Annotated in this window: 22 protein-coding genes and 3 pseudogenes; 12 read left to right on the top strand and 13 right to left on the bottom strand. The window is 67.9% G+C overall.

All coding sequences use genetic code 11. The features are described from left to right. The first annotated feature begins 560 nt into the window (after window positions 1–560). The gene (locus ABZS69_RS62775; protein WP_355393237.1) at window positions 561–1,625 is read left to right on the top strand and encodes an integrase core domain-containing protein; all 1,065 of its coding nucleotides are present in this window, start codon (window positions 561–563) and stop codon (window positions 1,623–1,625) included. A 1,058-nt stretch (window positions 1,626–2,683) separates the two neighbouring features. Here the strand turns inward: ABZS69_RS62775 and ABZS69_RS62770 are convergent. Beyond that, entirely contained in the window at window positions 2,684–2,950 is a 267-nt protein-coding gene (locus tag ABZS69_RS62770; protein ID WP_355393234.1) for a DUF1883 domain-containing protein, read from the bottom strand. Between the two features lie 160 nt (window positions 2,951–3,110). After that, on the bottom strand, window positions 3,111–3,818 hold the full coding sequence (locus ABZS69_RS62765) for a TetR/AcrR family transcriptional regulator (RefSeq protein WP_355393231.1): 708 nt from the start codon (window positions 3,816–3,818) through the stop codon (window positions 3,111–3,113). 108 nt (window positions 3,819–3,926) lie between these two features. Here ABZS69_RS62765 and ABZS69_RS62760 point away from each other — a divergent pair, with 108 nt between their 5' ends. Together ABZS69_RS62760 and ABZS69_RS62755 are read left to right on the top strand one after the other, a co-directional pair. Next, window positions 3,927–4,589 carry a dihydrofolate reductase family protein gene (locus ABZS69_RS62760; RefSeq protein ID WP_355393228.1) on the top strand — a complete coding sequence of 221 codons (663 nt, stop codon included), beginning with the start codon at window positions 3,927–3,929 and terminating at the stop codon, window positions 4,587–4,589. A 672-nt stretch (window positions 4,590–5,261) separates the two neighbouring features. After that, window positions 5,262–5,411, top strand: a pseudogene (locus ABZS69_RS62755) (hypothetical protein); the annotation flags it as partial. 224 nt (window positions 5,412–5,635) lie between these two features. On the opposite strand, the gene ABZS69_RS62750 reads toward ABZS69_RS62755, so the two are convergent. Beyond that, on the bottom strand, window positions 5,636–6,529 hold the full coding sequence (locus ABZS69_RS62750; RefSeq protein ID WP_355393225.1) for a LysR family transcriptional regulator: 894 nt from the start codon (window positions 6,527–6,529) through the stop codon (window positions 5,636–5,638). A 71-nt stretch (window positions 6,530–6,600) separates the two neighbouring features. Between ABZS69_RS62750 and ABZS69_RS62745 the strand changes: the two genes are divergently transcribed. Next, complete coding sequence (locus tag ABZS69_RS62745; protein ID WP_355393222.1) at window positions 6,601–7,428, top strand: NmrA family transcriptional regulator; 828 nt, start codon at window positions 6,601–6,603, stop codon at window positions 7,426–7,428. Between the two features lie 11 nt (window positions 7,429–7,439). Then, complete coding sequence (locus ABZS69_RS62740; RefSeq protein ID WP_355393219.1) at window positions 7,440–7,925, top strand: DUF1772 domain-containing protein; 486 nt, start codon at window positions 7,440–7,442, stop codon at window positions 7,923–7,925. An 86-nt stretch (window positions 7,926–8,011) separates the two neighbouring features. Here ABZS69_RS62740 and ABZS69_RS62735 read toward each other — a convergent pair. The 4 genes and pseudogenes from ABZS69_RS62735 to ABZS69_RS62720 all read right to left on the bottom strand — a co-directional run. Then, window positions 8,012–8,110 (bottom strand): annotated as a pseudogene (locus ABZS69_RS62735) (hypothetical protein); the annotation flags it as partial. A gap of 64 nt (window positions 8,111–8,174) precedes the next feature. Continuing rightward, window positions 8,175–8,399 (bottom strand): TetR family transcriptional regulator, encoded by a 225-nt coding sequence (locus ABZS69_RS62730; RefSeq protein ID WP_355393216.1) that lies wholly within the window; start codon window positions 8,397–8,399, stop codon window positions 8,175–8,177. 23 nt (window positions 8,400–8,422) lie between these two features. Next, window positions 8,423–8,761 carry an integrase core domain-containing protein gene (locus tag ABZS69_RS62725; RefSeq protein WP_355393214.1) on the bottom strand — a complete coding sequence of 113 codons (339 nt, stop codon included), beginning with the start codon at window positions 8,759–8,761 and terminating at the stop codon, window positions 8,423–8,425. Next, complete coding sequence (locus ABZS69_RS62720; protein ID WP_355393211.1) at window positions 8,745–10,145, bottom strand: IS30 family transposase; 1,401 nt, start codon at window positions 10,143–10,145, stop codon at window positions 8,745–8,747. Before ABZS69_RS62720 ends, ABZS69_RS62725 begins: the two co-directional genes overlap by 17 nt. Before the next feature lie 50 nt (window positions 10,146–10,195). Here ABZS69_RS62720 and ABZS69_RS62715 point away from each other — a divergent pair. Beyond that, window positions 10,196–10,483: pseudogene (locus tag ABZS69_RS62715) on the top strand (integrase core domain-containing protein); the annotation flags it as partial. A 77-nt stretch (window positions 10,484–10,560) separates the two neighbouring features. On the opposite strand, the gene ABZS69_RS62710 reads toward ABZS69_RS62715, so the two are convergent. From ABZS69_RS62710 to ABZS69_RS62685, 6 genes are all read right to left on the bottom strand, one after another. Continuing rightward, a complete protein-coding gene (locus ABZS69_RS62710) occupies window positions 10,561–10,788 on the bottom strand; it encodes an alpha-L-rhamnosidase C-terminal domain-containing protein (protein ID WP_355393240.1) in 228 nt (75 codons plus the stop codon). A gap of 139 nt (window positions 10,789–10,927) precedes the next feature. After that, entirely contained in the window at window positions 10,928–11,791 is an 864-nt protein-coding gene (locus ABZS69_RS62705) for a carbohydrate ABC transporter permease (protein WP_355393208.1), read from the bottom strand. Then, the gene (locus tag ABZS69_RS62700; RefSeq protein WP_355393205.1) at window positions 11,788–12,717 is read right to left on the bottom strand and encodes a sugar ABC transporter permease; all 930 of its coding nucleotides are present in this window, start codon (window positions 12,715–12,717) and stop codon (window positions 11,788–11,790) included. Before ABZS69_RS62700 ends, ABZS69_RS62705 begins: the two co-directional genes overlap by 4 nt. Continuing rightward, window positions 12,714–14,006 carry an ABC transporter substrate-binding protein gene (locus tag ABZS69_RS62695; protein ID WP_355393202.1) on the bottom strand — a complete coding sequence of 431 codons (1,293 nt, stop codon included), beginning with the start codon at window positions 14,004–14,006 and terminating at the stop codon, window positions 12,714–12,716. The genes ABZS69_RS62700 and ABZS69_RS62695 overlap by 4 nt, the downstream gene beginning before the upstream one ends. A gap of 153 nt (window positions 14,007–14,159) precedes the next feature. Further along, the gene (locus tag ABZS69_RS62690) at window positions 14,160–16,310 is read right to left on the bottom strand and encodes a hypothetical protein (RefSeq protein WP_355393199.1); all 2,151 of its coding nucleotides are present in this window, start codon (window positions 16,308–16,310) and stop codon (window positions 14,160–14,162) included. Between the two features lie 92 nt (window positions 16,311–16,402). Beyond that, complete coding sequence (locus ABZS69_RS62685) at window positions 16,403–17,629, bottom strand: family 1 glycosylhydrolase (RefSeq protein WP_355393196.1); 1,227 nt, start codon at window positions 17,627–17,629, stop codon at window positions 16,403–16,405. A gap of 285 nt (window positions 17,630–17,914) precedes the next feature. Between ABZS69_RS62685 and ABZS69_RS62680 the strand changes: the two genes are divergently transcribed. The 6 genes from ABZS69_RS62680 (at window position 17,915) to ABZS69_RS62655 (ending at window position 26,655) form a co-directional block, all read left to right on the top strand. Beyond that, the gene (locus ABZS69_RS62680) at window positions 17,915–18,940 is read left to right on the top strand and encodes a LacI family DNA-binding transcriptional regulator (protein WP_355393194.1); all 1,026 of its coding nucleotides are present in this window, start codon (window positions 17,915–17,917) and stop codon (window positions 18,938–18,940) included. A gap of 106 nt (window positions 18,941–19,046) precedes the next feature. Then, on the top strand, window positions 19,047–19,937 hold the full coding sequence (locus tag ABZS69_RS62675; protein ID WP_355393191.1) for a nucleoside hydrolase: 891 nt from the start codon (window positions 19,047–19,049) through the stop codon (window positions 19,935–19,937). 66 nt (window positions 19,938–20,003) lie between these two features. Next, a complete protein-coding gene (locus ABZS69_RS62670) occupies window positions 20,004–22,049 on the top strand; it encodes a glycoside hydrolase family 3 C-terminal domain-containing protein (protein ID WP_355393188.1) in 2,046 nt (681 codons plus the stop codon). Further along, on the top strand, window positions 21,949–22,671 hold the full coding sequence (locus tag ABZS69_RS62665) for a glycoside hydrolase family 3 N-terminal domain-containing protein (RefSeq protein WP_355393185.1): 723 nt from the start codon (window positions 21,949–21,951) through the stop codon (window positions 22,669–22,671). Before ABZS69_RS62670 ends, ABZS69_RS62665 begins: the two co-directional genes overlap by 101 nt. Window positions 22,672–22,698: 27 nt before the next feature. Next, a complete protein-coding gene (locus tag ABZS69_RS62660) occupies window positions 22,699–25,137 on the top strand; it encodes a glycoside hydrolase family 2 TIM barrel-domain containing protein (protein ID WP_355393182.1) in 2,439 nt (812 codons plus the stop codon). Window positions 25,138–25,143: 6 nt separating this feature from the next. Continuing rightward, complete coding sequence (locus ABZS69_RS62655; protein WP_355393179.1) at window positions 25,144–26,655, top strand: glycoside hydrolase family 43 protein; 1,512 nt, start codon at window positions 25,144–25,146, stop codon at window positions 26,653–26,655. Window positions 26,656–26,779: the final 124 nt, after the last annotated feature.

The raw sequence follows: 26,779 nt of genomic DNA, 5'->3' as shown, positions 1-26,779 counted from the left end.
TCATCGGCCAACCCCCGACCTTGATCGCTCAGGGAGTGTAAGAACAACGGCTCTGGCCCGTAATCGGTGGTGGCGGTAAGTGACTGTCAGGGCAGCAGGAAGCGGTGGCGCAACTGATCGAACCGGCACGGCTGTGCGACTGGCGTAGGATCCTCTTTGTGCGGTCGCGTCCTTGGAGCGGTGTAAAAGGCTCGACGAGGTAGGTGCCGTGGGTGGATCTTAGGCGGCCTCGGTAGCGGGTGCCAAGGCCGGGTCGTCGGTCGGTCGGGCGGAGCTGTGCGGGCGGGTGGAGCAGGGCTCGGCGGAGGTCCTGCAGGACGCGCAGGCCCTTGCTGGTGCTGGTGAAGCCGCGCCAACCGCGGGCAGCACGGTCCAGGACGGCCCACACCAAGCTGACGCAGAGGGTCTCGCCGGGGAAGCGGCCGATGACCTTGACCCGGCGTCGGGTCTCGCCGAAGGTGCGCTCGATGAAGTTGGAATGCCTGTGGGTGCCCGAAACTCGGCTGTCAGGGCTGGCCTGGGGTTTGGCGTTCCCGTTCTTGCAGGCATGATCGCTGTCCATGGCGTTGCGGCTGCTCTATCTGATCTTCGTCCATCTCGCGGGTTGGGTGGTGCTGCTGGGGTGTTCGCAGAGGTCGAAAGATGCGGAGAGTCTGGTCTTGCGTCATCAGCTCGCGGTGTTGCGTCGTCAGGTGGCAAGGCCCCGGCCGTCGTGGGCGGATCGGGCGATCATTTCCGCGCTGGCGCGGCTGCTGTCTCCAGCCGGTCGTCGACGGTTGTTTGTGACGCCGGGCACACTGCTGCGCTGGCACGCCGATCTCGTACGGCGGCGCTGGACCTTCAAGCGCCGCAGCCAGGGTCGGCCGCCCACCCGTGCCTCCATCCGGACCTTGGCACTTCGTCTGGCCCGGGAGAATCCGCTGTGGGGCTACCGGCGGATCGCCGGGGAACTTGCGGCTCTGGGCTACCGGGTGGGAGCCTCCACGGTGTGGCTGATCTTGAAGCAGGCCGGCCTCGACCCGGCGCCACGGCGCGCGGGACCGTCCTGCAGTGAGTTCCTGCGCGCTCAAGCCACGGCGATCCTGGCATGCGACTTCTTCCACTGTGACACCGTGCTGTTCAAGCGCCTGTATTGCCTGGTCGTCATGGAGCTCAACACCCGCCGGGTGCACATCCTCGGCGTCACCGAGCAACCGACCGGGCCGTGGGTTACACAGCAGGCCAGAAACCTGATGATCGAGTTGGGGGACAGGGTGGAGGGGTTCAGGTTCCTCATCTGCGATCGGGATACGAAGTTCACCACGATGTTCGACGAAGTCTTCACGGCCGCAGGCATCCGCATCCTCAAGACGCCACCTCGAGCTCCGCGGGCCAACGCGTTCACCGAACGCTGGATCGGCGGCCTGCGCCGAGAACTCCTCGATCGGATCCTCATCGTCAACGCCCGCCACTTACGACGCGTGCTGGCCACCTACGAGACCCACTTCAATGAGCATCGCCCGCATCGCTCCCTGGGCCAGGCCGCTCCGCTACGAGCCCTTCCCGACCCGGCCGAGGACGATATCAAGGTCGTTCGACGTGACCGCCTCGGCGGGCTGATCCACGAATACGCGCAGGTCGCATAGGGTGGCCGAGTTCTTGGCACCCACAGGTGTCCAACTTGTCCCTAGGTTCCAGCGGAACCGGTGCTTCGTCGTCAAAGGCTCACCTGCCCACGTCAGCGCCCTTTCGGGCCCGGGCACCAGGCCCGGTATCCGGCCAGTTATCCGAGACCACTGCTGGAGGAAGCGGCCTTGCCGTCCCGGTTTCCTGCCGCCTTTCGGCCGCCGGCCTTGGCTTCTTGGGCATCCTGTTCCCGCCGGGGAGTTCAGCTCTCCTCGCGGTCGGCTTACCGCTCCCGATCACCTGGGAGCGGACCACGACAGGGTTTCCATGTTTCGCACGCATGAGACGCGGCTGGGATCGGGCGTCCTCTGTACCCCGGGGGCAACGGTGTCCGCACAGCCGGGTTCGGTCCCCGACAGCCGTTCGCCGCTTTCCAACGACACGGCCCCTATTCACCACGGTCAGCATCCCGTCCCGTGATGTGGACATGACGAGGCATCAGCAAGGATTCACGGTCGTTCGCCCCTCCAGCCTTCCCCTCGCCTGTGGTCCCCGGACGGAACGGGCACCCTTGGGCTTCCCTCTGGGCTCCGCACCCCGCAGTTACCCGCAGCGCACGCCAGAGCAGGGACAGGTCTCAGACACTGACCTGGATCACGGTCCCGACATCAGCGGGCCTCCTTCCTCGTGATCACTCAAAGCGTGCGACCTCATGTCGCAACCGAACATGTCCCCAGCCGCCATACCGTCGACGGTGAGGCGAGGGGTGGGCGCAAGGGTTCTGGAGGAGGCCGCGCCCCCTAATCACGGCGGTGGCCGAAGCCAGGGGCGAACCACCGCCCGCACTGTGGGCACCGGCGTGCAACGTCGGCCTTCTTACCGCGGCGGATGGCGGCGTGTGCGTCCACGAAGTCGAGGAAGCGGCGGTGCCAGCGGGCCGCGGCGGCCCTGCAGGCCGGGGCGCAGTAGATCGCATCCGCGCGGGCGTAGACCGCAGCGGCTTTCCGCAGAACCCGCACCGGCGTTGGCCAGCCACACCTTCACCGTAACGCCGACCACAGCCGGCGGGATGACGCGGTCAGTCGAAGATCTGGTCGACGGAGACTCCCTTGACCCGGTCGTAGCTGTCGACGACCAGGTACCAATAGTGGTCGTAGGGCACCCGCAGGATGATGGGGCTGTAGTCGAAGAAGCCGCCGTGGTACTGGTACTCCTCCTCATCGAGGTATGCCTGGTATTCCTCGCTGTCCATGAGGCAGACCCGGGCGGTCGAGTCGCGCCAGTCCACCTCGAAGCAGGCGCCGGCCCCGGTTCTCCGAGGTCCCAGTAGAGATGCCGCACACATCGTTTGTAACTGATCACGCAATGGGCAGGAAGCCGAGCGCGGATCCGCTCAGCGATTGATAGCTACGAGCTGCACGGCCTTTCCCACTCCACGCGGTTCGTACGTGAGCGAGACGTACTCCAGCTGATCGCCAACGACTTGTCCAACCATGACTCGCCGATCATGTCCGTTGCGCGATCAGGGCGGCCAGGCCGTCGAGGATGCGATCCAGGCCGAAGCGCCTGCCGTTGTCGGCCAGGGCGTCCGCGCCGCCGGAGATGGCCTCGGCCAGTGCGGGAAAGTCGTCGCGCCTGCCGCGCAGAAGTTCGGTCAGGGCCGGGTCGAAGTGTCCGCCGGAGGCCCAGGGTTGCGTGCCCGCCGTGGCCATGGACTGGGTGTTGCGGATGTGGCCGAACAGGACAAAGGCGGCCGCCAGGCGCTCGTCCCCGCCCAGGCCGGTGCCGGACAGTGCTTCGACCGCCCGGTCGGTCCAGGCAACCTCGTTGGGTCCCATCGGCCGCTCGCCCGTGGTGGTCGAGGGCAGCCAGGGATGGCGGGACCAGGTCTGGGTCAGGTGCCGCAGGAGGTGCTCGATGCGCGGGCGCCAGCCGCCGGAGATCGCCGAGAGGACCGGGGGCTGGCCCACGGCCAGGTCTATCATGATCGCGACCAGCTCCGCCTTGTTGCTGACGTGGCGGTACAGCGACATCTTGGTGAAGCCGAGGTCGGCGGCGATACGTTGCATGGAGACCGCGTCCAGGCCCTCGGCGTCGGCGATGTCGGTCGCGGTCCGCGCGATCTTGTCCAGCGACAGCGGGGGTCGTCTGTCCTGATCGCGGGTCTGTGACCACAGCAGCCGCGAGGCATCCGACGCGGAGGGGCTCGGCATGTCCGGTCCTGCTTTCGCTTGCGTTCTCTACAAAGTTGTGTCTAGCTTATACCATTGTGTCTGCCGGACACACTAGTATCCGCAGGAAACTCAAGGAGTGGACCCACCATGCCCAAGCTGCGCGTACACAACTTCACGCTCTCGCTGGACGGCTACGCGGCCGGCCCGAACCAGCGCCTGGACGCCCCCTTCGGCGACGGCGTGGACGGAATGCACGACTGGATGTTCGGCACCCGCACCGTCCGGGCCGCGCAAGGCCTCGACGGCGGCACGGAAGACCTGGACAACGAACGCATCCTGCTGGCCGAGCGCGGTATCGGCGCCACCATCATGGGCCGCAACATGTTCGGCCCGGTGCGCGGCCAGTGGCCGGACTACTCGTGGACGGGCTGGTGGGGACCCAACCCGCCCTACCACAACGACGTCTTCGTGATGACGCACTACCCCCGGCCCACCTTCAGCCTGGAGGGCGGCAACACCTTCCACTTCGTCGACGAGGGCCCCGAAGCGGTGCTGAAGCGGGCCTTGGACGCCGCCGACGGCAACGACGTCCTGCTGGCCGGAGGGGCGGCCACCATCCGCCAGTTCCTGCGGGACGGGCTGATCGACGACCTCTACCTCGTCATCGCACCGATCTTCATCGGCAGCGGGGAGCGCCTCTTCGACAACCTGGACGGCACCCTCGACGGCTACGAGTGCATCGAGCAGGTCAGCACCAACGCCGCCACACACCTGCACATCACCCGCCGCGACCCCAACTCGGCACCTTGAGATGACGTGCGGCTCCGCTGGAGGGACATACGACCAGCTCGGCGGACCGCGCCCCTGACGGCGCCACGCCGCCGACCTGGGCAAATGCCCTGTCGGAGGAGCCCTGTCGTAGCCGGGGTACGGCCAGTTCGATGCTCCCGGCGCGGGTGGCACCCCGACGCTCAAGCGGCTGGCAGGCGTCGGCACCACCGCGACCGCTGCGGCCGAGCGTGCCTTCGAACTGCTGGAGCGCGGCCTGGGCGGGTCCGGGCTCGCGGACTGAGCCGGTTCCCACCGGCCGTTCGCTTCGACGAGGTCTCGACGACGTCACCCCACACTGAAAACACAGACGTAGCATGTACGTGATAATGGCCTCTTAGCACGTACATGAGCGATTATCGCAAAGCAGCGACCAGGACAACCCCTCTCCTGGACGCTGCACGGCTCCGGCACGTTATCTGGTACATCGCGTCCCACACCGTGCGGCGCCCGGCAGATCGCGGCACCGGATCGCCACGCCGCGACATCCCCCAGTGCCGATCTCGTCCCCCGTTTCCCCCGTCGCAGTGGCTGGCGGGACCGGGACATGCCGCGGGTGCGCCATGCCTTCAGCGCCGATAGCGTGGGATGGGCTCGCGGCACCTCGTTCTGGAATCCGACAACGCCGGTTCCGACAGAGGACTTGACTAGTGAATGGCCCAGCACGCTGACCGCGATCGGGAGTTTCAGCGCCGGTGCCTGCCGCTGCTGCGGGATGCCGTCTCCAAAGGGCAGGCGACCACGCAGGATCTCGCGTATCTGGTCGATCGCGTACGCGTGGGCGAGGGGCGTCCCCAGGTGTACGGCACGCAGTACCAGCCTCCTCTCGGAGGTGGTTTCGGCCCGCGCCAACCTGGTCGTCTTCCACAACGCCCTGGACATCTCCGAACACCTCACGCTACCCCGGGCTGCTCCAGCAGCACGCGGCGATGCACGCCTGCTTGGGGACGGCCGTCCCATGGTCGGGTTGCAGCTCGTCTGCCGTACGGGCCGCGAGCCGCTGCTGTTGGAGGCCGCCCGCGCCGTGGTCAGGGGATCAGCGGGCTGGGGTCGTCCTTGACGGCGTCCTCGGCCGCCTGGACGAAGGCGCGGATGCGGGCTGACTCCGCCGTGGCGCGCCAGATGAGCCGCCACGCGAACGGTTGCCCGTCGTGGATGGGCACATAGGTGACGTCCGGCCGCGAGTCGTAGTGGACGGCGTGCGCGGGCACGGGGAAGACGCCCTTGCCCGCTCCGATCAGTGCGAGCATCTCCTGGATCGTGCTGAACGACGGCCCGCGGCGCAGGCCTTCGAGCGGTGGTACGACGAGTTCGTCCACCTCTTGGCTGAGCGAGCGCGGCACGAGCACCTGGTCGCGGGTGAGGTCCGCCACCGCCACGGACTCGCGCCTGGCGAAGGGGTGGCGCGCGGAGACGGCCAGCACCGGCGGCTCGCGGAACAGCACGGGGCTCTCGGCGAGGTCGTCCTCCAGAGACGGCGCGCCGGCCAGCAGAAGGTCGATCTCGTCGGCGTGCACTTGTGACGTGCCGTCGGCGTACCGGATCTCGATGATCCGCACCTCGCATTCGGGGTGGCGCGCAGAGAACCGGTCGGCGACCCCCATGACGAACTGGCCGATCGCCGTGCCGACGAAGCCCACGCGCAGCGTCCCGGTGACACCCCTGCCCGCCGCCACGGCCCGGGCGATGCCCTCCTCGATCTGCAGGAACGCCGGCCGTATGTCCTCCTGCAGGCGGCGCCCGACGGGGGTGAGCGCGACCCGTCGGCTGGTCCGCTCGAACAGCGGTACGCCGATGCGCCGCTCGATGCTCTTGATCGTCTGGCTGACCATGGCGGTCGAGACGTGCAGGCGCTCGGCGGTACGGCCGAAGTGCAGCTCCTCGGCGAGGGTCAGGAAGATCTCGAGGTCACGGCGTTCCATGAATATCCATGTTAACGATCGTTGCTGATTTGCTCGTTGTTGCGGGGTCTCGCGGCCGAGATCGTAAAGACATGCGAAACACGACATTGACCCTGGTCACCGGCGGTACCGGCAAGACGGGACGCAGGATCGTCGAGCGGCTCACCAGAGGTGACGTACCGGTGCGGATCGGCACCCGGTGGGGCGGCGTCCCCTTCGACTGGGCGAACCGGAACACCTGGGCGCGCGCGCTTGAGGGCGTCTCCGCCGCGTACGTCTCCTACTACCCGGACCTGGCGCTCCCCGGCTCCGCCGACGCGGTGGCCGCCTTCTCCGACCTGGCCGTCTCGAACGGCGTACGCCGCCTGGTCCTGCTCTCGGGCCGCGGCGAGGAGGAGGCTCGGCTGGCCGAGAAGGCGGTCGCGGCTTCGGGGGCGGAGTGGACGGTGGTCCGCTGTGCCTGGTTCAACCAGAACTTCAGCGAGAGCTTCCTGCTCGACGCCGTACGCTCCGGCCGCGTGGCGCTCCCGGTGGGGCCGGTGGGCGAGCCGTTCGTCGACGTCGAGGACATCGCCGACGTGGCGTCCGCCGCGCTCACCTCCGATCGCCACGCCGGGGAGATCTACGAGCTGACCGGGCCGCGGCTGCTGACGTTCGAGCAGGCGGTGGCGGCGATCGGGCGCGAGAGCGGTCGCGACCTCGCCTTCACGCGGGTCTCAGAGGAGGAGTACGCGGCGGCGCTGGCGGCCGAGCAGGTTCCCGCCGGGCTGGCCGAACTGATCATGTACGTACTGACCACCGTGCTCGACGGCCGCAACGCCCACGTCGGGGACGGCGTCCAGCGCGCCCTGGGGCGGGAGCCCCGCGGCTTCGACGACTACGCCCGCGAGACGGCGTCCGCCGGTATCTGGAACTCCTGAGGAGAACGATCATGGAAACTCTTCGCGTCACCGCCCTGATGGCCGCCACGCTGGCGATGGGCCTGGCGGCAGGGGCGTTCGCCCTGTACGCGCATACGATCATGCCCGGTCTCGGGCGGACCGACGATCGGACGTTCGTGGCAGCGTTCCAGGCGACCGACCGCGCGATCATGAACGTGTGGTTCATCGGCCTCTGCTTCCTCGGCGCCCTGATCTTCACCGCCATAGCCGCGTTCACCCACATCGGGCAGCGGGCCTTTCCCTGGATCGTGGCCGCGCTGATCCTCTACGCGGTCGCGGTGGTCATCACGCTCGCCGTGAACGTGCCGCTCAACGACGCGATCAAGAATGCCGGCGACCCCGCGCGCATCGACGTGGCGGCCGTACGTGAGCGGTTCGACGAGGCCCGGTGGATCGGCTGGAACCTCGTCCGGGTGGTCACCTCCACCGCCGCGTTCGGGCTGCTCGCCTGGAGCCTCACGCTGACCTCGCGGTGATGTGCGCGACAGGGCCCGGCGGGCAGCATGTCGTCGACGTACTCGACAGTCATCGGGCCCTGGGTGATCAGCAGCCGGTGGTAGCGAGGCGCGTACAACAGGTCGATCAGCAGCACCGGGTCGAGCCGCTCATCGAGCTGGTCGGCCCGTTGCGCTGCCGCGGTCCGAGTCTCCGGACCGCGCAGGCGTGGCGGACGGGCGAGTGCAGGAATCCCTCGGCGGCCTCCTGGCTGGACGGCGCGGCGGCGATCATGCCTCCATGCCTCTGAGTCGGCGGGAAGACCTGGCCGGCGACGTCATCTGCGTCCGGAGATTGGCAACAAGATCCCCCGTGTCTGGAAATACAAGTTGATCGCCGAGAACCTCCTCGAACGCCTCCGAGAGCACTGCCGCCCTCGACGGCCACCACCGGTAGATCGTCTGCTTGCTCGTACCGGCCCGCCGCGCTATGCCCTCGATGCTGCTCCGTGTCAATCCCCCGAAAACGTGGAGATGGTCTATGCCACAGCGGTCCTCAACAGGGCCGATGAGGCTTTTCTCTTCTCGATGATGTGACGTTCGAATGCGATAGGCGCCAAGCCGTCGTTGGCGCTGTGCCGCCGGGTGGTGTTGTAGAAGTCGGCGATCCAGGTCGCGATCTTGAGGCGGGCTTCGGCCCGGGTGCGGAACCGGTGGCGGTGCACGTACTCGACCTTAAGCGTGCTGTTGAACGCCTCGGCGGCCGCGTTGTCGAGCGCGCAGCCCACCCGGCCCATCGACTGGATGACGCCCAAGCGCTGGCATAGCTCCTGGTAGCGGGCAGCGGTGTATTCCTCGGATTCAATCAGTCGTCGCAACACTGCTGCTCAGCAGCAAGTTTAAATGCTCGCTGAAGGCTTCTGCCGGTGTCTTCCATCCGAGGGTCTTTCGGGGCCTGGTGTTGAGCGCAAACGCAACAGCCGCCAACTCCCCGGCATCCCAGCGTGACAGGTCGGTGCCCTTGGGAAAGTACTGCCGCAGCAGGCCGTTGGTGTTCTCGTTGGTGCCACGCTGCCAAGGGCTATGAGGGTCGGCGAAATAGACCAGCAAGCCGGTGTCGATGCGCAGTTGGGCATGCTGGGCCAGCTCCGTTCCCCGGTCCCAGGTCAGCGAGCGACGTAGCTGCTCGGGCAACCCGGTGATCTCTTTGATGATCGCGTCTCGCACGGCTTCGGCGCCACGGCCGGCCAGCGCCGGGCCGTTCTTCACGCGTTCCTGCGTGCCGAAGCCCTCCATCCGGGGCAGGTGCAACAGCAGGGTGAATCGCGTCGTGCGCTCTACCAGGGTGCCGATCGCCGATCTGCCGGTGCCGATGATGAGGTCGCCCTCCCAGTGGCCCGGGACCGCGCGGTCTTCGGCCTCGGCGGGCCTTTCGCTGATCAGCACCTCGGGGGTCACGTGGCCGCCGGTCTTCTTCCGGGCGCGGGCTCGTGGCACCCGCAGCGCACGCCCGGTGCGCAGGCAGGCGACCAGCTCTCGCTTGAGCGCTCCACGCCCCTGGATGAATAGGGCCTGGTAGATCGCCTCGTGTGAGATCCGCATGGTGTCGTCCTCGGGGAAATCGACCTTCAGCCGGTGGGAGATCTGTTCTGGACTCCACGATGTCGTCCAGCGGCGGTCCTGACGGTGGGGTTTGTTCCGTCCCTTCCAGGGCGCCGTCTGCGGCCCCGCCACCAGCGTGCCGTCCGGATGGCGGACCTGCCCGGCCAGCCGCTGCTGCACATACTCGCGTAACTGCTGGTTAACCGCCAGTTTCGCGGTCTTCGGCCGCCGGGCTCGGCGCTCGGCGTGCCATTGCGCGACCGTCGCTCGATAGTCCACGTCATACGTCCGCGTCGAGGCATTGCGCCGCAGCTCGCGCGAAATCGTCGACGGCGAGCGCCCCAGGCGCCGTGCGATCTCGCGCACGCCGATCTTCTGGGCACGGCATAACGCGATCTCTTCCCGCTCTGCGAACGACAGGTAACGGCCCGACACCGTCGGGGCAAGGCATGGTCCCACCCCGCCAGCCTGGCGAAACCAGCGTGTCCCCACCGCTGGCGACACGCCGATCTCCGCCGCGGCGTCCTCCGAGCTCACCCCACGAGCGATCGCTTGCCAGAACTGGACACGGTCCTCACGCCAGGCGACACTCGGCCGTCCCGGCGAGGGAATCTGACCGCGATACAGCCGGACAGCCTGCTGCTTCTTGCCCACGCCCATGCACCAACACCTCCAACGACGAAGTGTTGCGAGCACCGATTGAATCCGCCCAATATACGTCTTGGGCCTTTGGCAAACGGCTGCGAGATGCAGGCTTGCTCGGTTCCATGGGGACGGTGGGTGATTGCTATGACAATGCGATGATGGAGTCGTTCTGGGGGACGATGCAGCTCGAACTTCTCGATGCCAGAATCTGGAAAACCCGAGAAGAACTGGCCAACGCAATCTTTGAGTGGATCGAATGCTGGTACAATCCATACCGACGCCATTCCAGTATCGGAATGCACAGCCCCGTCACGTTCGAGGGCCTCTACCGGCCGTCAGACACCGCTGAGTGACCTCACCTCAGGTGTCCGTGATGCGGGGGGAAGCTCAGCCCGTGTCGAGCGTCTGTCGTGAAGGGACCGCGGTCGTATCAGGAGATCGGGCGCCGCCGCGAGAAGTGGCCGGGCCCGGTGTGGTACGTGGTGCCGTCGAGAAACCGGACCTGAGCCTGAGAGCCGCCGGGGATGTCGGCCGTGATGGTCAGGTGGTCGTCCTGGATGCTCCAGTCGACGGTGATCTCTCCTTGCGGGCTGTCGAACGTTCCCTTCGCCCACGTGATCGTGTCGCCGGGCACGGGCGCGACGGCCTGCTGGCGCAGTGGCTCTTCGACCGCGACTCCGTGAAGATCGAATCAGCCATCCGGCAGTTTTGGCCTCGGTCATCCTGGAGCTGCCGTCCGGACTGCCGCCGGTGGATGCCGCTGGGCGCCGCTCGTTGTGACGTCGCCCAGGGCCTGCCTATTTGATCGCGCCCGCGCCGATGCCTTTCACGATGTGGCGCTGAGCCATCAGATAGAAGATCACGACCGGCACGATCGAGATGGTCGTGGCGGCCAGGAGAATCTGCTGCTGTGGAGTCTCAGCTGAGGTGAAGGCGGTCAGACCGCGCTGGATCGGCATGAGGGAGTTGTCCTCGAACAGGACGAGCGCCATCAGGTACTCGTTCCACGCGCCGAGGCCCTGGATGACCGCCACTGCGGCGAGGCCGGGCCGGGCCAGGGGGAGGATCACGTTCCAGAAGATGCGCAGCGGGCCGGCGCCGTCCAGCGCGGCCGCCTCCTCCAGGGCGCGGGGCTGGCCGACGAAGAAGCTGCGCATGATGAGCGTCGACATCGGGATGCCCGAGGTGATGAGGATCAGCACGTACCCGGCGGGGTTGTTCGTCAGGTTCAGCGAGATGAGCAGTTTGTACTGGGCGAGGAACATGGCGGGCGCAGGGATGATCATTACGGCGAGGATGACGAACGTGAACACGCCCTTGCCCGCGAAGTCGAGCCGCGCGAGCGCGTACCCGGCGAGGCTGGACACCACCAGGATGCCGATGACCGCGGATCCCGTGTAGAGGACGCTGTTGCGCAGGTAGACGCCGAGTTCGCCCTGCACCCACGCGGTCACGTAGTTGTGCCACTGCGGGTCGGCGGGCAGAAACCTGTCGTTCGAGAGCAGCTCCGTGAGGCTCTGTAGAGACCCGGACAACATCCACAGCAGCGGGAACAGCGCGATCAGCGCGGCGACGACCAGCAGTCCGTACAGGCCGACCTTGTCGAGGCGTACCCCTCGTCGAGTCCTACCTGTGGCCCTTTCCGTCATCTGGGCGCTCATACGCGGGACCTCCGCCTGGTGATGGTGAGCTGGAGCACGGACAGCAGCACGAGTGCGCCGCCGAAGATGACCGACATGGCCGCGGCGCTGCCGTACCGCCAGTTGACGAACGCCTCGTTGTAGATCGCGAGGGTCGGCACCATCGTGTGGTGGCCCGGCCCGCCGTTGGTCAGCACCTGCACGGTGCCGAAGATCTGGAGGGCGGCGAGCAGGGTGAGCAGGCTGACGATCGACGTGACCGGGGCCAGTTGCGGCCAGGTGATGTACCGGAACTTCGACCAGCGGTTCGCGCCGTCGAGTTCGGCGGCCTCGTACAGTTCCTTCGGCACGTCCTGCAGCCCGGCGAGGAAGAGCAGGAAGCCGAACCCCCAGTGGAACCAGACGAACACCGCCGCCACGACGGGCAGCGCGACGGCCGGGTCGCCCAGCCAGTTCTGCTGCAGCGCGTCCAGCCCCACCAGGCCGAGCAGCCGGTTGAGGATGCCGGATCCCGGGGCCAGGATGAAGGAGAACAGCAGGCCGACGACGACCACCGACAACACGCCCGGCAGGTAGAAGACGGTGCGGAAGAACGTCTTGCCGCGGGTAATGCTATTGACGGCCAGCGCCATGCCCAGGGCGACTCCGTTGCCGACGACGAAGCCGACGACGCCGAAGAAGAGGACGTTGCGCATGGACGCCCAGAAGATCGGGTCGGAGGCGACGAAGGCGTAGTTGTCCAGCCCAACCCACGGGGTGTCGGGGCTGACGCCGTCCCAGGACTGGAAGCTCAGCAGGATGGCCTGTGCGAACGGGGTGATCGTGAAGATCCCGATGAGCGCGATGGCCGGGGCCAGGAACAACCAGCCGATCAGATTGCGCCGGAGAGCGCGCTTCCCGCGCGCCTCGCGGCGCCGTGCGGGAAGCGCGAGGTTCTGCGTCGTCATGACGTACGGTCCTGCGCCGCCTGGATGGTGGTGAGTGCTTCGTCCACCGTCGTCTCGCCCAGCACCAGGCGCTGGGACTCCGCCCTGATCGCGGTGTTCACGTCGGGCGTGAAGGTCGTCGACATGACCTGCATGGTCTTCACGCCGGCGGCGAAGCCCGCGAGCTGGGAAGGGATGTCCGCGCCGGCGAGGAGTTCCGGGTTGCTGGGCAGGATGCGGGCGTCCTTGGCGAACACCGCCTGCTGCTCGGGCTCGGTCAGCCACTTCACGAACGCGAGCGCCTCCTTGGCGTGCTTGCCTCTCGGGTTGATCACCGCGCCCTTGCCGGGGATACCCGGCGAGCGTGGGTCGTGGACGCTTCCGGGAGCCTTGGGCAGCCCGGTGGAGAAGTAGTCCTCGAATTCCGGGTTCGTCCTGAGGCCGACTGCGATGCCGGGGGCGGCGTCGAAGATGGCGCCCATCGATTTGGTGAAGAAGGACGACTCCACGTTCGGGTGGTCGTCCTGGCCGCCGGGGATGGAGTCGTTGGCGAGGACGCCGGCCTTCTTCAGATCGACCAGGAACTGGAAGGCGTTGCGCCAGCCGTCCTGTTTCCAGCTCGCTTTTCCGTTGAGGGTCGCCTCGATCTCGGTGTCCGTCAGCCAGTTCGAGGCGAGGCCCTGGATGATGTTCGGCGTCTGCGAGGCCGCGATGGAGATCTTTGCTCCCTTGGCGGCGAGCGCCTCGATGAACTCGGCCGTCGTCGCGGGCGGCTTTTCCGCCGACATTCCGGTCAGTGCCGGGTTGATGAGAAAGCCGTATGTCTGCGTCTCCCAGTGCACCGAGTAGACGCCGGGCTTGACGCCGAGGTTGTTGCCTTCCTGGAACGTCGACATCTTGAGCACGGCGGGGGTGAAATTCTTGCTCCAGCCGGCGTTCAACTCGGAAGAGAGGTCCATCGCCCAGCCGGCCTTGTAGAACGGCGCCATCTGAGACGCGTCGAATGACGAATAGATGTCGGGCATGGATCTGGACTGCGCCTTCGCCTGAAGCTTCGGCAGGTAGTCGACCGGCCCGGGCGTCTCAATGGTGACCTTGACGCCGGTCTTTTTGGTGTACTGCTGCGCGAGTTTGGTGAGCGCGGCCTCTTGCCCGCGCGACTGGTTCATGAAGGTCAGTCCGACGTCCCCGGTGGCGGATTCATCGGACGACGAGCAGCCTGCCAGGGCGAGCGCCCCGACGATCGCCAATGCCCCTGCCGCGACGATGGCGCGGCGACGAGTGCCGCGTGCTGAAGAATAATTACCCATGGTCCTCACCTTTGGCAGCCTTGGATGGGAAAGCGGCCACTCTGCTATGCCCGCCCGGCATTTTGCGGTGGACGCCGTACAACGCCATCAATATGTTTTTGTTACTGGTCGCCGATCGTGTCGGCCGGTGATTCTCCTTCTGGCACATGGAAGTTACTCTGGTGCGGACAGGACCCGGGGGCGGGGGAGCGCGCCCAGTCCTTCTGATGTGATCACCCAGCCCTCGGGAGGCTCTGCCCCCTGGTGCACCGCTGTGGCGAGGTGCGCCATCGCGGCCAGCAGTCCTCCGTTCGCCGGAAGATAAATGGTGAGAAATCCCGGCATTTGCGGATTGTGTCCGTTGGGGAGGAACACGTTCTTGGGGGAGGGGAGCAGGAGGGCGTCGATGGCCCGGCCGACGTCGCCGAGGCGGGCCGCGGCCATCGCCATGACGGGGTAGTCCCAGCCCCAGCTGGACTGCAGGTCCCAGTGCTCCCATACGGAGTCGAGCGTGGCCGCCATCGTGGCCGGGTCCACGAGGTGGGTGTCCGGGAGCCAGCCCAGAGCCATGAGCATGGACGGGTGATCCTTGCGGATGAGCCGCGGAGGCGTCGCGATCGCGGCGTAGGTGCCGTCGTCCAGAACTGCGGGGCGGCGCATGTTCCGCGCCACCCGGTCCCACTCCTCGCGCGGCTCGAGACCGAGCCGGGTTCTCCAGTCGTTCGCCACGCCGAGCGCCCATGACCAGTACGCCAGCTCGAAGGTCGGATCGGTGTTCGTCGCCCGGTCGATGAGGTAGCTTTCCTGCGCGGGGATGAGCGGGGGCGGCAACACGTACGAGCCGTCGCGCTCCTCGGTGAAGTCGGCCATGAAGTCGGCGGTCGCCTCCACGAGCGGATAGTGCTCACGCAGGAACGACTCACCGCGCCCCTCGCCGCGCAGCAACTCCAGCAGGTGGATCACGTGCGGCTGCTGCCACAGCAGGAAGACGCCGATGTGGCTCGGCGACTCGCGCGCGGACGGATCGGTCTGCTTCGGCCAGCGGGCTCCCCGGAACCCCTGACGGCGAGCGGTCGCCCTGGCCGCCTCCAGGGCGTCGTGATACCAGCCGATGCTGCGCTCCAGCAGGTGCCCGCGGCCCCACATCGGGAAATGCGCCGCGTGCCACCAGTGCATCTCGAGGTGGAACTTGCCCGTCCAGGTGTTGTACGTCAGGCCGGACTCCGCGGGAGGCGTGACGCCGGCGCTGTTGACGGCCAGAAGATACTGCGAGAGAACGACGCGGCGTTCGAGCTCCGGAGCACGGACGTCCGTGCTGCCGGCGAGGCTGACCGCGGCGCCGGTGCTCCAGTGCTCCGCCCACCAGGTCTTCGCGGAGTCGAGGACTGCGGAGAAGCCGGGTTCGTCCTGCCGCCGGTGATGATCCGGCGTCAGCGTCACCACGACCTCAAGAGCATCGGCATCGGTCCGCGCGACGACGGCATCGACTTCCTCGTGCAGGCTGCCGGTGGTGCGGACACTGACGTCGTAGGACAGGTTCTCCACCGTGCGCCGGGCGTTCCAGTGCTGCTCCGTGCGCTGGTCCCAGACCGTCTCCTGCCGGAGGGGGAGCTCGAAGGCGGCGAGATCGTCCGGCTGGTCATCGAATGTCCAGACGACGCCCCATCCCCGGCGCAACAGGCCGGACTCCAGCCGCACGGCGAAGCGATGCTCGTGCGGGTCGGCGATGGTGGTGACGCGCACGGGCTCACCGTCGAGCACGTACGCGGCGTGGATCGTTCCCGTCCACAGGTCGAGCTCGGTACGGACGTCCGTCAGCGTGGCCGGGTCGTCGAGGCCCGTCCCGTCGGAGCGGACCAGGGCGAGGCGGCCGAGGTGGGCGCGGCGGGGGTTGAAGTGGTACCAGGCGCCCGTGACGAACTCGTCGGCGATCGGGTCACCGGCCCGCTGCAGACCCATGCGGTCGAGGTAGGGCACCGGGCCGCGGGACGTCTCGTACACCGTGGCCGCGTCCTCCAGCCGCAGCTCCCGGTCGGTGCGCGTCTCGTACCAGCCCCAGGTCGACTGCGTGCGCAGCGGGATCTGGAAGTCGTCGGCGTCGAAGACACGCGAGCGCTGCTCGGGCAGACCGGACAACCCGTCGCGCATGACACGGTGCGGATCGGGGACCAGTTCGTGGAAGGACGGGAACGTCTGCAGTCCGGAGATGTCGACCGTGAGCGCGATGTCACCGTTGCCGACCGTCAGGACGCCGGCGGGGTGCGCGGACGTCAGCACGGGGTTGTGCCGTCGCACGAGTTGGCGGCGGTCGATTGCTTCGGGCATCCTCGTCTTTCCTCTTGCTCTTCGTTCTCGGCTGCGGTGGAGAGAAGGACCGTGGTTCGACTTGCGTGGTCGAAGGGCCGGTCCGGGCGCTGTCAGGCCGTCTGAAGCCCGCCGTCCCGGAGCCTTCCGGCCTGGGCGACGCCGCCCAGCCACGCGAGGCTCGGCTTGGCCCGGCGCTCGAACGTCTCCCGGTCAACGGCGACAAGGCCGAAGGTCGGGTCCCAGTGCCCCCACTCGTAGTTGTCGAGCAGGCTCCAGTGGATGTAGCCCCGCACGTCCACGCCGTCATTCATCGCTTCGGACAGCGCGGCGAGCGCGGTGGTGGTGTACGCGATGCGCCGGGAGTCGTCGCCGGTCGCGATGCCGTTCTCGGTGACGACGATCGGGACGTCGGGCAGTACCTCGGCGGTGTGCCGGACGGCGATGCCGAGAGCGTCGGGGCGGTACGCCGTCCGCACGAGGGTGTTGTCCGGGTGCACGGGATGCGGTTCGATGCCCTCCGGCCCCACCCACTGCGCCGAGTAGGCCTGCACCCCGATGAAGTCGTCGCCGCGCGCCGCCTCGAGGTAGAGGTCCTCCCAGACGTACTCCAGTTTGCGGCGCACCTCCTCCGCACCAGGGCGGGTCTCGAACGCGCGGCTCGCGACCGACCAGCCCACCCGGGCGTCCGTGCGCTCGCGCAGCACGTCCCGGGCGGCGTGGTGGGCTTCGATGAGACGGCGCCCGATCTCCATCGGCGGAGCCGGCTTCACCGGCCGGGGGGTGTCCGCCTCCAGCGTGGGGCTCAGCCATTCCGAGCCCGCATCGGAGTCCAGCGTCGCCTCCGCCTCGCGCACCATGATCGCGAGGATGTTGGGCTCGTTGATCGTGCAGATCCACTCGACGTCGTCGAGGATCGAGGTGGCCGTCTCGACGTAGGCGCGGAAGCGGTCCACGGCCCGGTCTCCCTGCCAGCCGCCCTCCTCGGCGAACCATCTCGGCGAGGTGAAGTGGTGGATCGTGACGAACGGAGTGACGTCCGCGGCGAGACATGCGTCGATCATGCGCCGGTAGTGCGCGAGCGCCGCGCGGGACACCCGTCCGGGGGCTGGTTCGATACGCGCCCACTCGATGCCGAAGCGGTAGGTGTTCAGACCCGACTCCGCGACGAGCCGGATGTCCTCGGTGTAGCGGTGGTAGCTGTCGAGGGCGTCGCCGCTGCGATCCGCTCCTGGCATGCGCTCCTCCTGCGCCCAGAAGTCGCTGTTGACGTTGTTGCCCTCGACCTGGTGGGGCGCGCTCGCCGCGCCCCAGAGGAAGCCGTCGGGGAAGGTGTGCATGCGTCTCTCGATCACGTGTCGGTGCCGCAGAAATGGCGGGCAGAGCCGGGGCGAGCCCCGGAATGCGAGTTAACGTAGCCGTTACGTCGTCCGGAGGTCAAGGAAAAAATGTGTACCGGTCTACGACGTCTGTACCAGCCGATGTACCTGGTTAAGAGATCTTTCGTTAGTCTTCGTAGACCGATCCACGCAGTGGTCTCGGCACCGTAGGATCGGCGGAACTCGGTTTGAGAAGGGAAGCCCATGGTCGCGCCCGAGCGACGACGAAGAGCAACCATTTCTGACGTGGCGAAACACGCCGGAGTCTCCAAGGCGGCGGTCTCCAAGGTCATCCGGAACGACTACGGCGTCAGCGAGGCCATGCGCGACCGCGTTCAGCGAGCCATCGATGAGCTGGGCTACCGGCCGCAGGCCGCCGCGCGGGCGCTGCGCGGGCGGGCGTACACCATCGGCGTGCTCATGCAGCACATCGGCATCCCGTTCTACGCCGAGATCGTGACCGGCCTGGTGGACGAGCTCGCCGAGTCCGACTACCAGGCGATCATGATCCAGGGCGGCACCCGCGACAAAACCGAGAAGCGAGCCATCGACGCCCTCATCGACCGGCAGGTGGACGGCATCCTCATGATCGCCCCCCTGGCCGGCCGCACTCACCTGGAGCAGGTGGCCCGCGAGATCCCCACGCTGCTGCTCGGCAGGCACGACCGGTCCCCGGCGTTCGACTCGATCGTGGACGACGACCGGGTCGGCTCCGAGCTCGTCATGGAGCACCTGATCGGGCTCGGTCACCGACGCATCGGGCACATCACCTTCGACAAGGGGAACGGGCAGGCCGCGGACCGGACGCCGCAGATCAGGGCCGAGACCTACGAGCGGGTGATGCGCGAGCACGGGCTGGCCGGTGAGATCGCCGTCGCCACGACCTCCTACACCGAGGAGGGCGGCTACCGCGGTGCCCAGGAACTGCTGAGCCGGTCACCGCGCCCCACCGCGATCTTCGCCGGCTCCGACGAGGCGGCCCTCGGCGTCCTGACCGCGCTGCACGAGGCCGGCCTGTCCGTCCCGGGCGATGTCTCCGTGGCCGGCTACGACAACACCAAGCTGGCCGCACATCCCAACATCTCGCTGACCACCGTCAACCAGGACGGCGTCGTCATGGGCCGCACGGCGGGACGGCTGCTGCTGGAGCGCATCGAAGGCCGCACGTCGGCGGTGCACTTCTCGGTCATCCCGACCCTGGTCGTGCGGCACTCCACCGCCTCTCCCCGCTCGTGTCCCAGCGACACCGGAACCCAACCGCCGTCGGGGTGAGAGTGCGTCAGAGCGCTCTACGAGCGCATTGACACTACCCGGGGAATCGGCCATCTACGGCTCGAAAGACTATGCGCGAGCAACTATTTATGCATCGGAGACTGAGATGCGCCAACGCAGAGTGATCATCAATAGCGACGCCAAGAACGAGGCCGACGATCAGTTCGCCATCGTCCAAGGACTGCTGTCACCGACCTTCGACATTCGCGGGCTGGTCCCAGCCCACTTCGGCACCCGGCGCACGAGCCGCAGCATGGAAGAGTCCCGCGAGGAGATCGATCTCCTGCTCGACCTACTCCATCTGACGGACTCCGTCACCGTGGCGAACGGCGCAGCGACGGCGCTGCCCGACGAGCACACTGCCGTGGACTCGCCCGGCGCCCGTCTGATCATCGAGGAGTCGAAGCTCGCAAGCGAGAAGGATCCGCTCTATGTGGCGTTCCTCGGACCGCTGACCGACATGGCCTCGGGGATCCTGCTGGACCCCGAGCTGGTACGCCGGCCCGTGGTGGTGATCTGGATCGGCGGCCCCGGCTACCGCGGCTATGACGAGGGCCCGCGAATCGAGTTCAACCTCTCCAACGACATCCACGCCGCCAACGTGGTGTTCGGCTCCGGCCTCACCGTGTGGCAGGTGCCCAGGGACGTCTACACCAAGGTCTCGGTCAGCTACGCCGAGCTGGAGGAGAAGATCGGTGACACCGGCCCGCTGGGCCGCTACCTGATCAAGCAACTGCGCGAGGTGAACGCCACCTACCACCCCTGGCCGATCGAGTCCCGCTCGCTAGGCGACAATCCGGCAATCGCGCTGATGCTCTACCCCGAGAGTGGCAATCTCCGCGTGCGACCTGCTCCCCGCTTCGGTGCGGACGGCTCCCACCTGCCCGGCTCCAACCATCCGATCAAGGTTTGCGAGGAGATCGACGTGCGCTTCCTGCTGGAGGACATGTTCGCCAAGATCCGGGTTTTCGGCCGGGAGCACGCCTGGTTCGCGTGAGGCCAGACCCGACGCGGGTGATCGTGGCGAACCACTTCGGTCGTCGGCCTACCTCAAGGAGTTTGAATGCCTTTCCCGTCCCAGATCCCATGCGGCCCCCAGGACCCGCCTCGTCTCGCCGTACGCGAAGACAAGGTCGTGGAGTTCGACATCGACGACGTCGATGGCCGCCTGTTCATGCTCGACCGGGACCTCGGCGGCTCGGCGGTGGTGTTCTTCTCCAAACGGATCGACCGATCCGTCTCCGGCACGGTCGTCCTCGATGGCGAGCCGGTGCCGCACCTGGTCAAGGAGCTGGAGCTGTCAGGCGTCGTCTCCTCCGTGCTGGCCGTCCGCGTCTTCGGCCGGCTCACGGCCCACGGGCGTGTGCACGCGCTGCACGTCGAAGGATTCACGGACACCGACGGCATCATGATGGAGCCGATCGATCTCATTGTCCGCACCCGGCCCCGTGCGGCAGCGCGGCAGGAGTTCGCCGGGCATGAGGAGATCGCTCGGAGAGTGGCAGAGGAGGGCATCGTCCTTCTGGAGAACCGCGGTGGCGTCCTGCCCCTTGCTCCGGGCACGCTCAACGTCTTCGGGCATGCGCTGCACTCGTACCGGACCTCGCTGGTCGGTGCCGGCAAGATCAACCCTCGTCACACGATCGGTCTGCGCTCCGCCATCGGCGACAGCGACGTGTTCACGCTGAACGAGGAACTCGCGGCCTTCTACCAGGCAGGCGGCGACGCGGTGCCCGGACCAGGCGTCCTCGCACGCGCACGCGCGGCGTCCGAGGTGGGCATCGTCGTGCTCACCCGCGCGTCCGGGGAGAACATGGACAACAGCTCCGACCCGGGCGAGTTCTACCTGACCGATGACGAGGACGTCCTCATCGGCGCCGTGAGCGGCGCGTTCGCGCGCACCGTCGTGGTGCTGAACACGCCGTACCCGATCGACACCTCGTTCGTCGCGCGTCACGCTGTGGACGCGCTGGTCCTGGCAGGGATCGGCGGCATGCTGGCCGGGCCGGCGCTGCTGCGGGTCCTCGACGGCACCGTCAACCCCTCCGGACGCCTGCCCGACACGTGGGCGAAGGCCTATGCCGACATCCCCGCCAGCAGGAATTTCTACGACTGCGCGGGCGGCAAGCCACGCTATCCCGCCGATGTCGACGTGTGGATCGACACCGTGTACGAGGAGGGCCTGTACGTCGGCTACCGCTATTTCTCCACCTTCGGCGTCGAGCCCGCCTACCCGTTCGGATACGGGCTGTCCTACACGACGTTCGACCTCGTCCCCGAGCCGTTCACCGCCCTCGATCCCGGGCGCGAGGCGTTCCAGATCGCCGTCACGGTGACGAACACCGGCGAGGTCGCCGGTCGTCAGGTGGTGCAGGCATACGTCTCGAAGCCGGATGGGGCTCTCGAACAGCCCGCCCTGGAGCTCGCCGACTTCGCCAAGACCGGTGACCTGGCCGCCGGAGCCTGTGAGACCGTCGTCCTGTCGATCAGGCCCGGTGCACTCGCGACCTACGACCCGCCCATGAGCGCGTTCGTCGCCCAGCCCGGCGAATATCTCGTGCACGTCGGATCCTCCGTGGCCGACACGGTCGTGGCCGGTCACTTCACACTCGACAGCCCGGTGCCGGTGCGGCAGGCCGCGCCGCGGATGTTGCCGGTGGAGCCGATCGGGACCCTCTCCCGCCACGACCCCGAGGGGACGTTCCCAACCGGAGCGCGCTCCGGAGTCAAGGAAGGCGTCCATGCGTTCGAACCCGCCCGGGATCCCGCCCCGCACACGGCCGCCGTCATGACTCCCGAGGCGGAGCGCTTGACCTTCTCCGCCGTTCTGGACGACGTGACGCGTGCCGCCGAGTTCGTCGCCGGCCTGAGCATCGCGGAATGTGCCCGGCTGCTGGTCTGCGCCCAGCACGGCTGGGGGCATGGAGGGCACCGGCGTCGCCGGCGTCCTCGCCCGCCCGGACGGGCTCGGTCTCCCGCTCTTCCAGGTCGCCGACGGCAACTCCGGGGTGAACGTCAACGCCGCGAACGTCGGCATGCCGACGACCGTGGTGCTCGCCTCGACCTTCGACCGCGACCTCGCCGAGCAGGTCGGCCGGGTCATCGGTGAGGAGGCGCGGGCTTTCGACGTGGACGTGATCCTGGCGCCCGCCTTCAACCTGCACCGGCACCCGCTGAACGGGCGGCACCCGGAGTACTTCTCGGAGGATCCGCTGCTGTCCGGTGTGCTCGCCGGCCATTTCGCGCGCGGACTCGAATCGACCGGTGTGGGCGCCTGCTACAAGCATGTCGTCGCGAACAACGCCGAGTCCTCACGCAAGCGCAACCAGTCCGTCATCGATGAGCGCAGCCTGCGCGAGCTGTACCTGAAGACCTTCGAGATCGCGATGGACGTTCACCAGCCGTACACGATCATGACCGCCTACAACGCCGTCAACGGGCTGCACACCGCCACCGACCCCGAGCTGATCGAGGGAGTGTTCCGGGAGGAGTTCGGCTTCACCGGCCTCGTCATGACCGACTGGAACTCCTACGACACCTGCGACGTCGTCGACATGATCGCAGGTGGTAACAACTGGCTCACCCCAGGCGGCCCGGACGACACTCACACCGGCCGGCTCGAGAAGGCCGTCACCTCCGGAAGGCTGCCCGAAGCTCGCCTGAGAGAGGGCACGACCTTCCTCATCCGGACGATCGCCAGGCTCAAGGCCGCCCGTGCCCGAGCGAAGTGATCCGCCGACCGCGACCGAGGGAGCCACGTGATCCGAACATCATTCAACGACGATTGGCAGTACCGTCCGAAGGTCAATCCCTTCGCCGAACTGGCAGGAAGGGCGGTCCCGTTCGAGCCGGTGACGGTGCCGCACGACGCGATGCTCACCCGCGACCGCGAGGCCACCGTGGACGGCGCCGCGACCGCCTATTTCCCCGGTGGGGCGTACGAGTACCGCAAGACGTTCTTCGCGCCCGAGGAGCACCGGGGTAAGCGGATCGTGCTGGAGTTCGAGGGCGTCTATCGGGACGCCACCGTGTTCGTCAATGGGAACTACGCCGGGCAACGCCCGTACGGATACTCGAAATTCTTCATCGACGCCGGCCGGTTCCTGCGGTTCGGGGAGAACAACGAGATCCGGGTGGAGTGCCGCACCCACCAGGACTCGCGCTGGTACTCCGGCGCGGGCATCTACCGCGACACCTGGCTGCTCGTCGGCGACGTGGTCCGCATCAGCCCGGACGGCGTCCAGGTCACCACCCCGGACATCGACGCCGAACGCGCGGTCGTGGAGGTCGCCACCACGATCGAGAACGACTCCATCGACATCCGCACCGTCGAACTGGTCACCGAGATCCGCGACGCCGCGGGAGCCGTCGTCGCGTCCGACACCGCGCCCGTCACCGTGCACCCCGGCGAACCGGCCGTCGCCCGACAGCGTCTCTACGTCCGCGACCCCTCGCTGTGGAGCCCGGACTCGCCCGCGCTCTACACGTGCGCCGCCTCCCTCACGGACATCGACGCCGCGCAGGCCGCCTTCGGCATCCGGTCCCTGCGCCTGGACCCCGAGCGCGGGCTGAGGATCAACGGCGAGACGGTCAAGCTGCGCGGCGCGTGCATTCACCATGACAACGGCCCGCTGGGCGCCGCGACGTTCGCCCAGGCCGAGGAACGTCGCGTGCGGCTGCTCAAGAACGCAGGGTTCAACGCCATCCGCATGTCGCACCATCCCATGAGCACCGCGATGCTCGATGCCTGCGACCGTCTCGGCATGCTGGTGGTCGACGAGGCGTTCGACATGTGGACCTGGGCCAAGAGCCCGTTCGACTACAGCCTCGACTTCTCGGAATGGTGGGAACGCGACATCGAGGCGATGGTGGCCAAGGACTTCAACCATCCCAGCGTCATCCTGTACTCCCTCGGCAACGAAATCCCCGAAACCGGAGCGGCCACTGGAGCCCTATGGGGCCGCCGGCTCGCCGAGAAGGTTCGTGCGCTGGACGACACCCGCTTCCTCACCAACGGGATCAACAACCTGCTGGCCCTGCTGCCCGATCTGCGAGCACAGGAAGGCGACGACACCGGCATCAACACCCTGATGGCCGACAGCGGCTTCGACGTCAACGCCGTCGCTGGCTCCGACCTGGTGACCACCCGCACCGCCGAGTCCTACAGCGTGCTCGACGTGGCCGGGATGAACTACTCGGAGATCCGCTACGCGACCGACCGCACGCTGTTCCCCAACCGGGTCATCCTGGGCACCGAGACCTTCCCGCCCCGCATCGACCACAACTGGCGACTGGTCCAACAGCACAGCCACGTCATCGGCGACTTCACCTGGACCGGCTGGGACTACCTGGGCGAGGTCGGCATCGGCCGGCCGCAGTACGCCACCCCGGGCACCCCGCAGCCCACGTTCATGGCGCCGTATCCGTACCTGCTGGCCGACTGCGGAGACATCGACATCACCGGTCACCGGCTGCCCATCTCCTACTACCGGGAGATCGTCTACGGCCTGCGCGACCAGCCCTACCTCGCCGTCCAGCGGCCGCAACACCACGGCAAGACCGTCATCAGCAGTCGGTGGGCCTGGAGTGACAGCATTGCCGGCTGGACCTGGCCCGGTCACGAGAACGCCCCGATCTTCGTCGAGGTGTACAGCGACGCGGACGAGGTCGAACTCCAGCTCAACGGCCGCTCCCTCGGACGCAACCCGGTCGGCGAACAACACCGCTTCCGCACCGGCTTCGAGACCGCCTACGAACCAGGCGAACTCGTCGCGATCGCCTACCGCGACGGCGTCGAAGCCGGGCGCGACATCCTGCGCACCGCGACCGGCCCCGTCGTCCTGCGTGCCGCAGCCGAGCGGCCGGTCGTCACGGCGGGGGTCGGCGACCTCGCCCACATCACCTTGACCCTGGTCGATTCAGCCGGGATGGTGCACACCGCCGCCGACCGTCCCGTACACGTGGAAGTCTCCGGTGAAGGAACGCTGATCGGCTTCGGCAGCGCCGACCCGTCGACAGAGGAACGCTTCGACGCGACCGAGCGCCACACCTACCAGGGCCGCGCCCTCGCCGTGGTGAAACCGACCGCACCCGGCACCATCCGCCTGACCGCGACTGCCCCGGACTGCGACCCGGTCGGCGTCCTGGTCACGGTGGCGCAACCGGCGGGCCCCCGGATCTCCACCACGACCTTGTGAGCCTTGATGCGCGAGTACGGCAATCCTGTCATCGGCGGATTCTTCCCCGACCCGAGCGTGTGCCGGGTCGGCGATGACTACTACCTGGTGTGCTCCAGCTTCGAGTACTTCCCCGGTGTGCCGATCTTCCACAGCCGGGATCTGGTGCACTGGCAGCAGATCGGCAACGTCCTGGACCGGCCTTCCCAGCTACGGCTGCGCCCGGGCATCCCGGCCTCGCGTGGCATCTACGCGCCCACCATCCGCTACCACGACGGCCGGTTCTACCTGATCACCACGCTGGTCGGCGCCGGTGGCACCTTCATCGTCTCCAGCGACCGTCCCGAAGGCCCCTGGTCCGACCCCGTCTGGCTCGACCTGCCCGGCATCGACCCCGACCTGGCCTGGGACGAGAACGGCGATTGCTGGTGCGCCGTCTCCGGCACCAACGTGGCCCGCATCGATCCTCGGCGCGGCACGGTGCTGGAGGGCCCCTACCCGGCCTGGCCGGGCACCGGCATGCAATTCCCGGAGGCACCGCACCTCTACCGGATCGGCGACTGGTGGTACCTGCTGATCGCCGAAGGCGGCACCGCGCGCGGCCACTGCGTGTCCGTGGCCCGCGCCCGCTCACCACGAGGCCCGTACGAGCCGGCGCCGGCCAACCCGATCCTCACCCACCGCAGCACCAACCGGCCGATCCAGAGCACCGGCCACGCCGATCTCGTCCAAGCAGCCGACGGCACCTGGTGGATGCTGCTGCTCGGCACCCGCCCACGCGGCGCCACCCCGGGCTTCCACGTGCTCGGCCGCGAGACCTTCCTCATCCCGGTGACCTGGCAGGACGGCTGGCCTGCCACCGGGCCGGTGGAGGAGCACCATCCCGCCCCCTCGACGTGGCACCCCCTGCCCGAACCCGCCTCCCAGGACGACTTCGACAGCCCGTCCCTGGCCCCCTACTGGATCTCGCCCCGCAGCCGTCCCCCCACCTCGTGGTCACTGACCGAACGCCCCGGCTGGCTCACCCTGCACGCCACCGGCCCCACCCTGGACCGCCCCGGCCATACGTTCATCGGCCGCCGCCAGCAACACCACGACTGCCGCATCCAGGCCCGGATGGATCCCGGCACGGCCACCGGCGGCTTGTGCATCCGCCTCGACGAGGCTCACCACTACGACCTGGAGACAGGCGGCGGGCACGTGCGCGTGATCGCCAGGATCGGCCCACTGCGCCAGCAGGTGGCCAGCCGCCCGCTACCACCCGGGCCGGTGACCCTGGCCATCGACATCCGCACGCACGACATCCTGCCGCCGTCCCTGACCAGCTCCGACCAGCTCGACAGCGACCCCCTGGGCGTGTTCGCCACTGGACCGGACACCATCACCCTGTCAGCGGGAGGGGAGCCGCTGGCCGAGCTGGACGGCCGCTACCTGTCCACGGAGGTCGCCACCGGCTTCACCGGCCGGGTCATCGGCATGTACGCCGCCGAGGGCTCCGCCGCCTTCGACTGGTTCGCCTACCAACCCACGCAGTCCTGAACAGGCCCGGCCCCACCGTTTCGCTCTGCCGCGGGCAGCGAGGTCACGCGCATGCACGACTGCATGTTTCCGATCTTCCAGCGGATGATCCACGATGCGATCGCTGCGTTGCGCCGCGTTCTGG

Origin of the sequence: Nonomuraea sp. NPDC005650, assembly GCF_040605375.1 — a bacterium.
Lineage (GTDB): Bacteria > Actinomycetota > Actinomycetes > Streptosporangiales > Streptosporangiaceae > Nonomuraea.
Note: the sequence above shows the minus strand (reverse complement) of the source record. Positions and strands in the feature narration are given on the sequence as shown.

Bases quoted from the DNA above. Each gene is read 5' to 3' on its own strand.
- ABZS69_RS62775 (WP_355393237.1), top strand. From the start codon at position 561: ATGGCGTTGCGGCTGCTCTATCTGATCTTCGTCCATCTCGCGGGTTGG.
- ABZS69_RS62770 (WP_355393234.1), bottom strand. From the start codon at position 2,950: ATGTGTGCGGCATCTCTACTGGGACCTCGGAGAACCGGGGCCGGCGCC.
- ABZS69_RS62765 (WP_355393231.1), bottom strand. From the start codon at position 3,818: ATGCCGAGCCCCTCCGCGTCGGATGCCTCGCGGCTGCTGTGGTCACAG.
- ABZS69_RS62760 (WP_355393228.1), top strand. From the start codon at position 3,927: ATGCCCAAGCTGCGCGTACACAACTTCACGCTCTCGCTGGACGGCTAC.
- ABZS69_RS62750 (WP_355393225.1), bottom strand. From the start codon at position 6,529: ATGGAACGCCGTGACCTCGAGATCTTCCTGACCCTCGCCGAGGAGCTG.
- ABZS69_RS62745 (WP_355393222.1), top strand. From the start codon at position 6,601: ATGCGAAACACGACATTGACCCTGGTCACCGGCGGTACCGGCAAGACG.
- ABZS69_RS62740 (WP_355393219.1), top strand. From the start codon at position 7,440: ATGGAAACTCTTCGCGTCACCGCCCTGATGGCCGCCACGCTGGCGATG.
- ABZS69_RS62720 (WP_355393211.1), bottom strand. From the start codon at position 10,145: ATGGGCGTGGGCAAGAAGCAGCAGGCTGTCCGGCTGTATCGCGGTCAG.
- ABZS69_RS62705 (WP_355393208.1), bottom strand. From the start codon at position 11,791: ATGAGCGCCCAGATGACGGAAAGGGCCACAGGTAGGACTCGACGAGGG.
- ABZS69_RS62700 (WP_355393205.1), bottom strand. From the start codon at position 12,717: ATGACGACGCAGAACCTCGCGCTTCCCGCACGGCGCCGCGAGGCGCGC.
- ABZS69_RS62695 (WP_355393202.1), bottom strand. From the start codon at position 14,006: ATGGGTAATTATTCTTCAGCACGCGGCACTCGTCGCCGCGCCATCGTC.
- ABZS69_RS62690 (WP_355393199.1), bottom strand. From the start codon at position 16,310: ATGCCCGAAGCAATCGACCGCCGCCAACTCGTGCGACGGCACAACCCC.
- ABZS69_RS62685 (WP_355393196.1), bottom strand. From the start codon at position 17,629: ATGCACACCTTCCCCGACGGCTTCCTCTGGGGCGCGGCGAGCGCGCCC.
- ABZS69_RS62675 (WP_355393191.1), top strand. From the start codon at position 19,047: ATGCGCCAACGCAGAGTGATCATCAATAGCGACGCCAAGAACGAGGCC.
- ABZS69_RS62670 (WP_355393188.1), top strand. From the start codon at position 20,004: ATGCCTTTCCCGTCCCAGATCCCATGCGGCCCCCAGGACCCGCCTCGT.
- ABZS69_RS62655 (WP_355393179.1), top strand. From the start codon at position 25,144: ATGCGCGAGTACGGCAATCCTGTCATCGGCGGATTCTTCCCCGACCCG.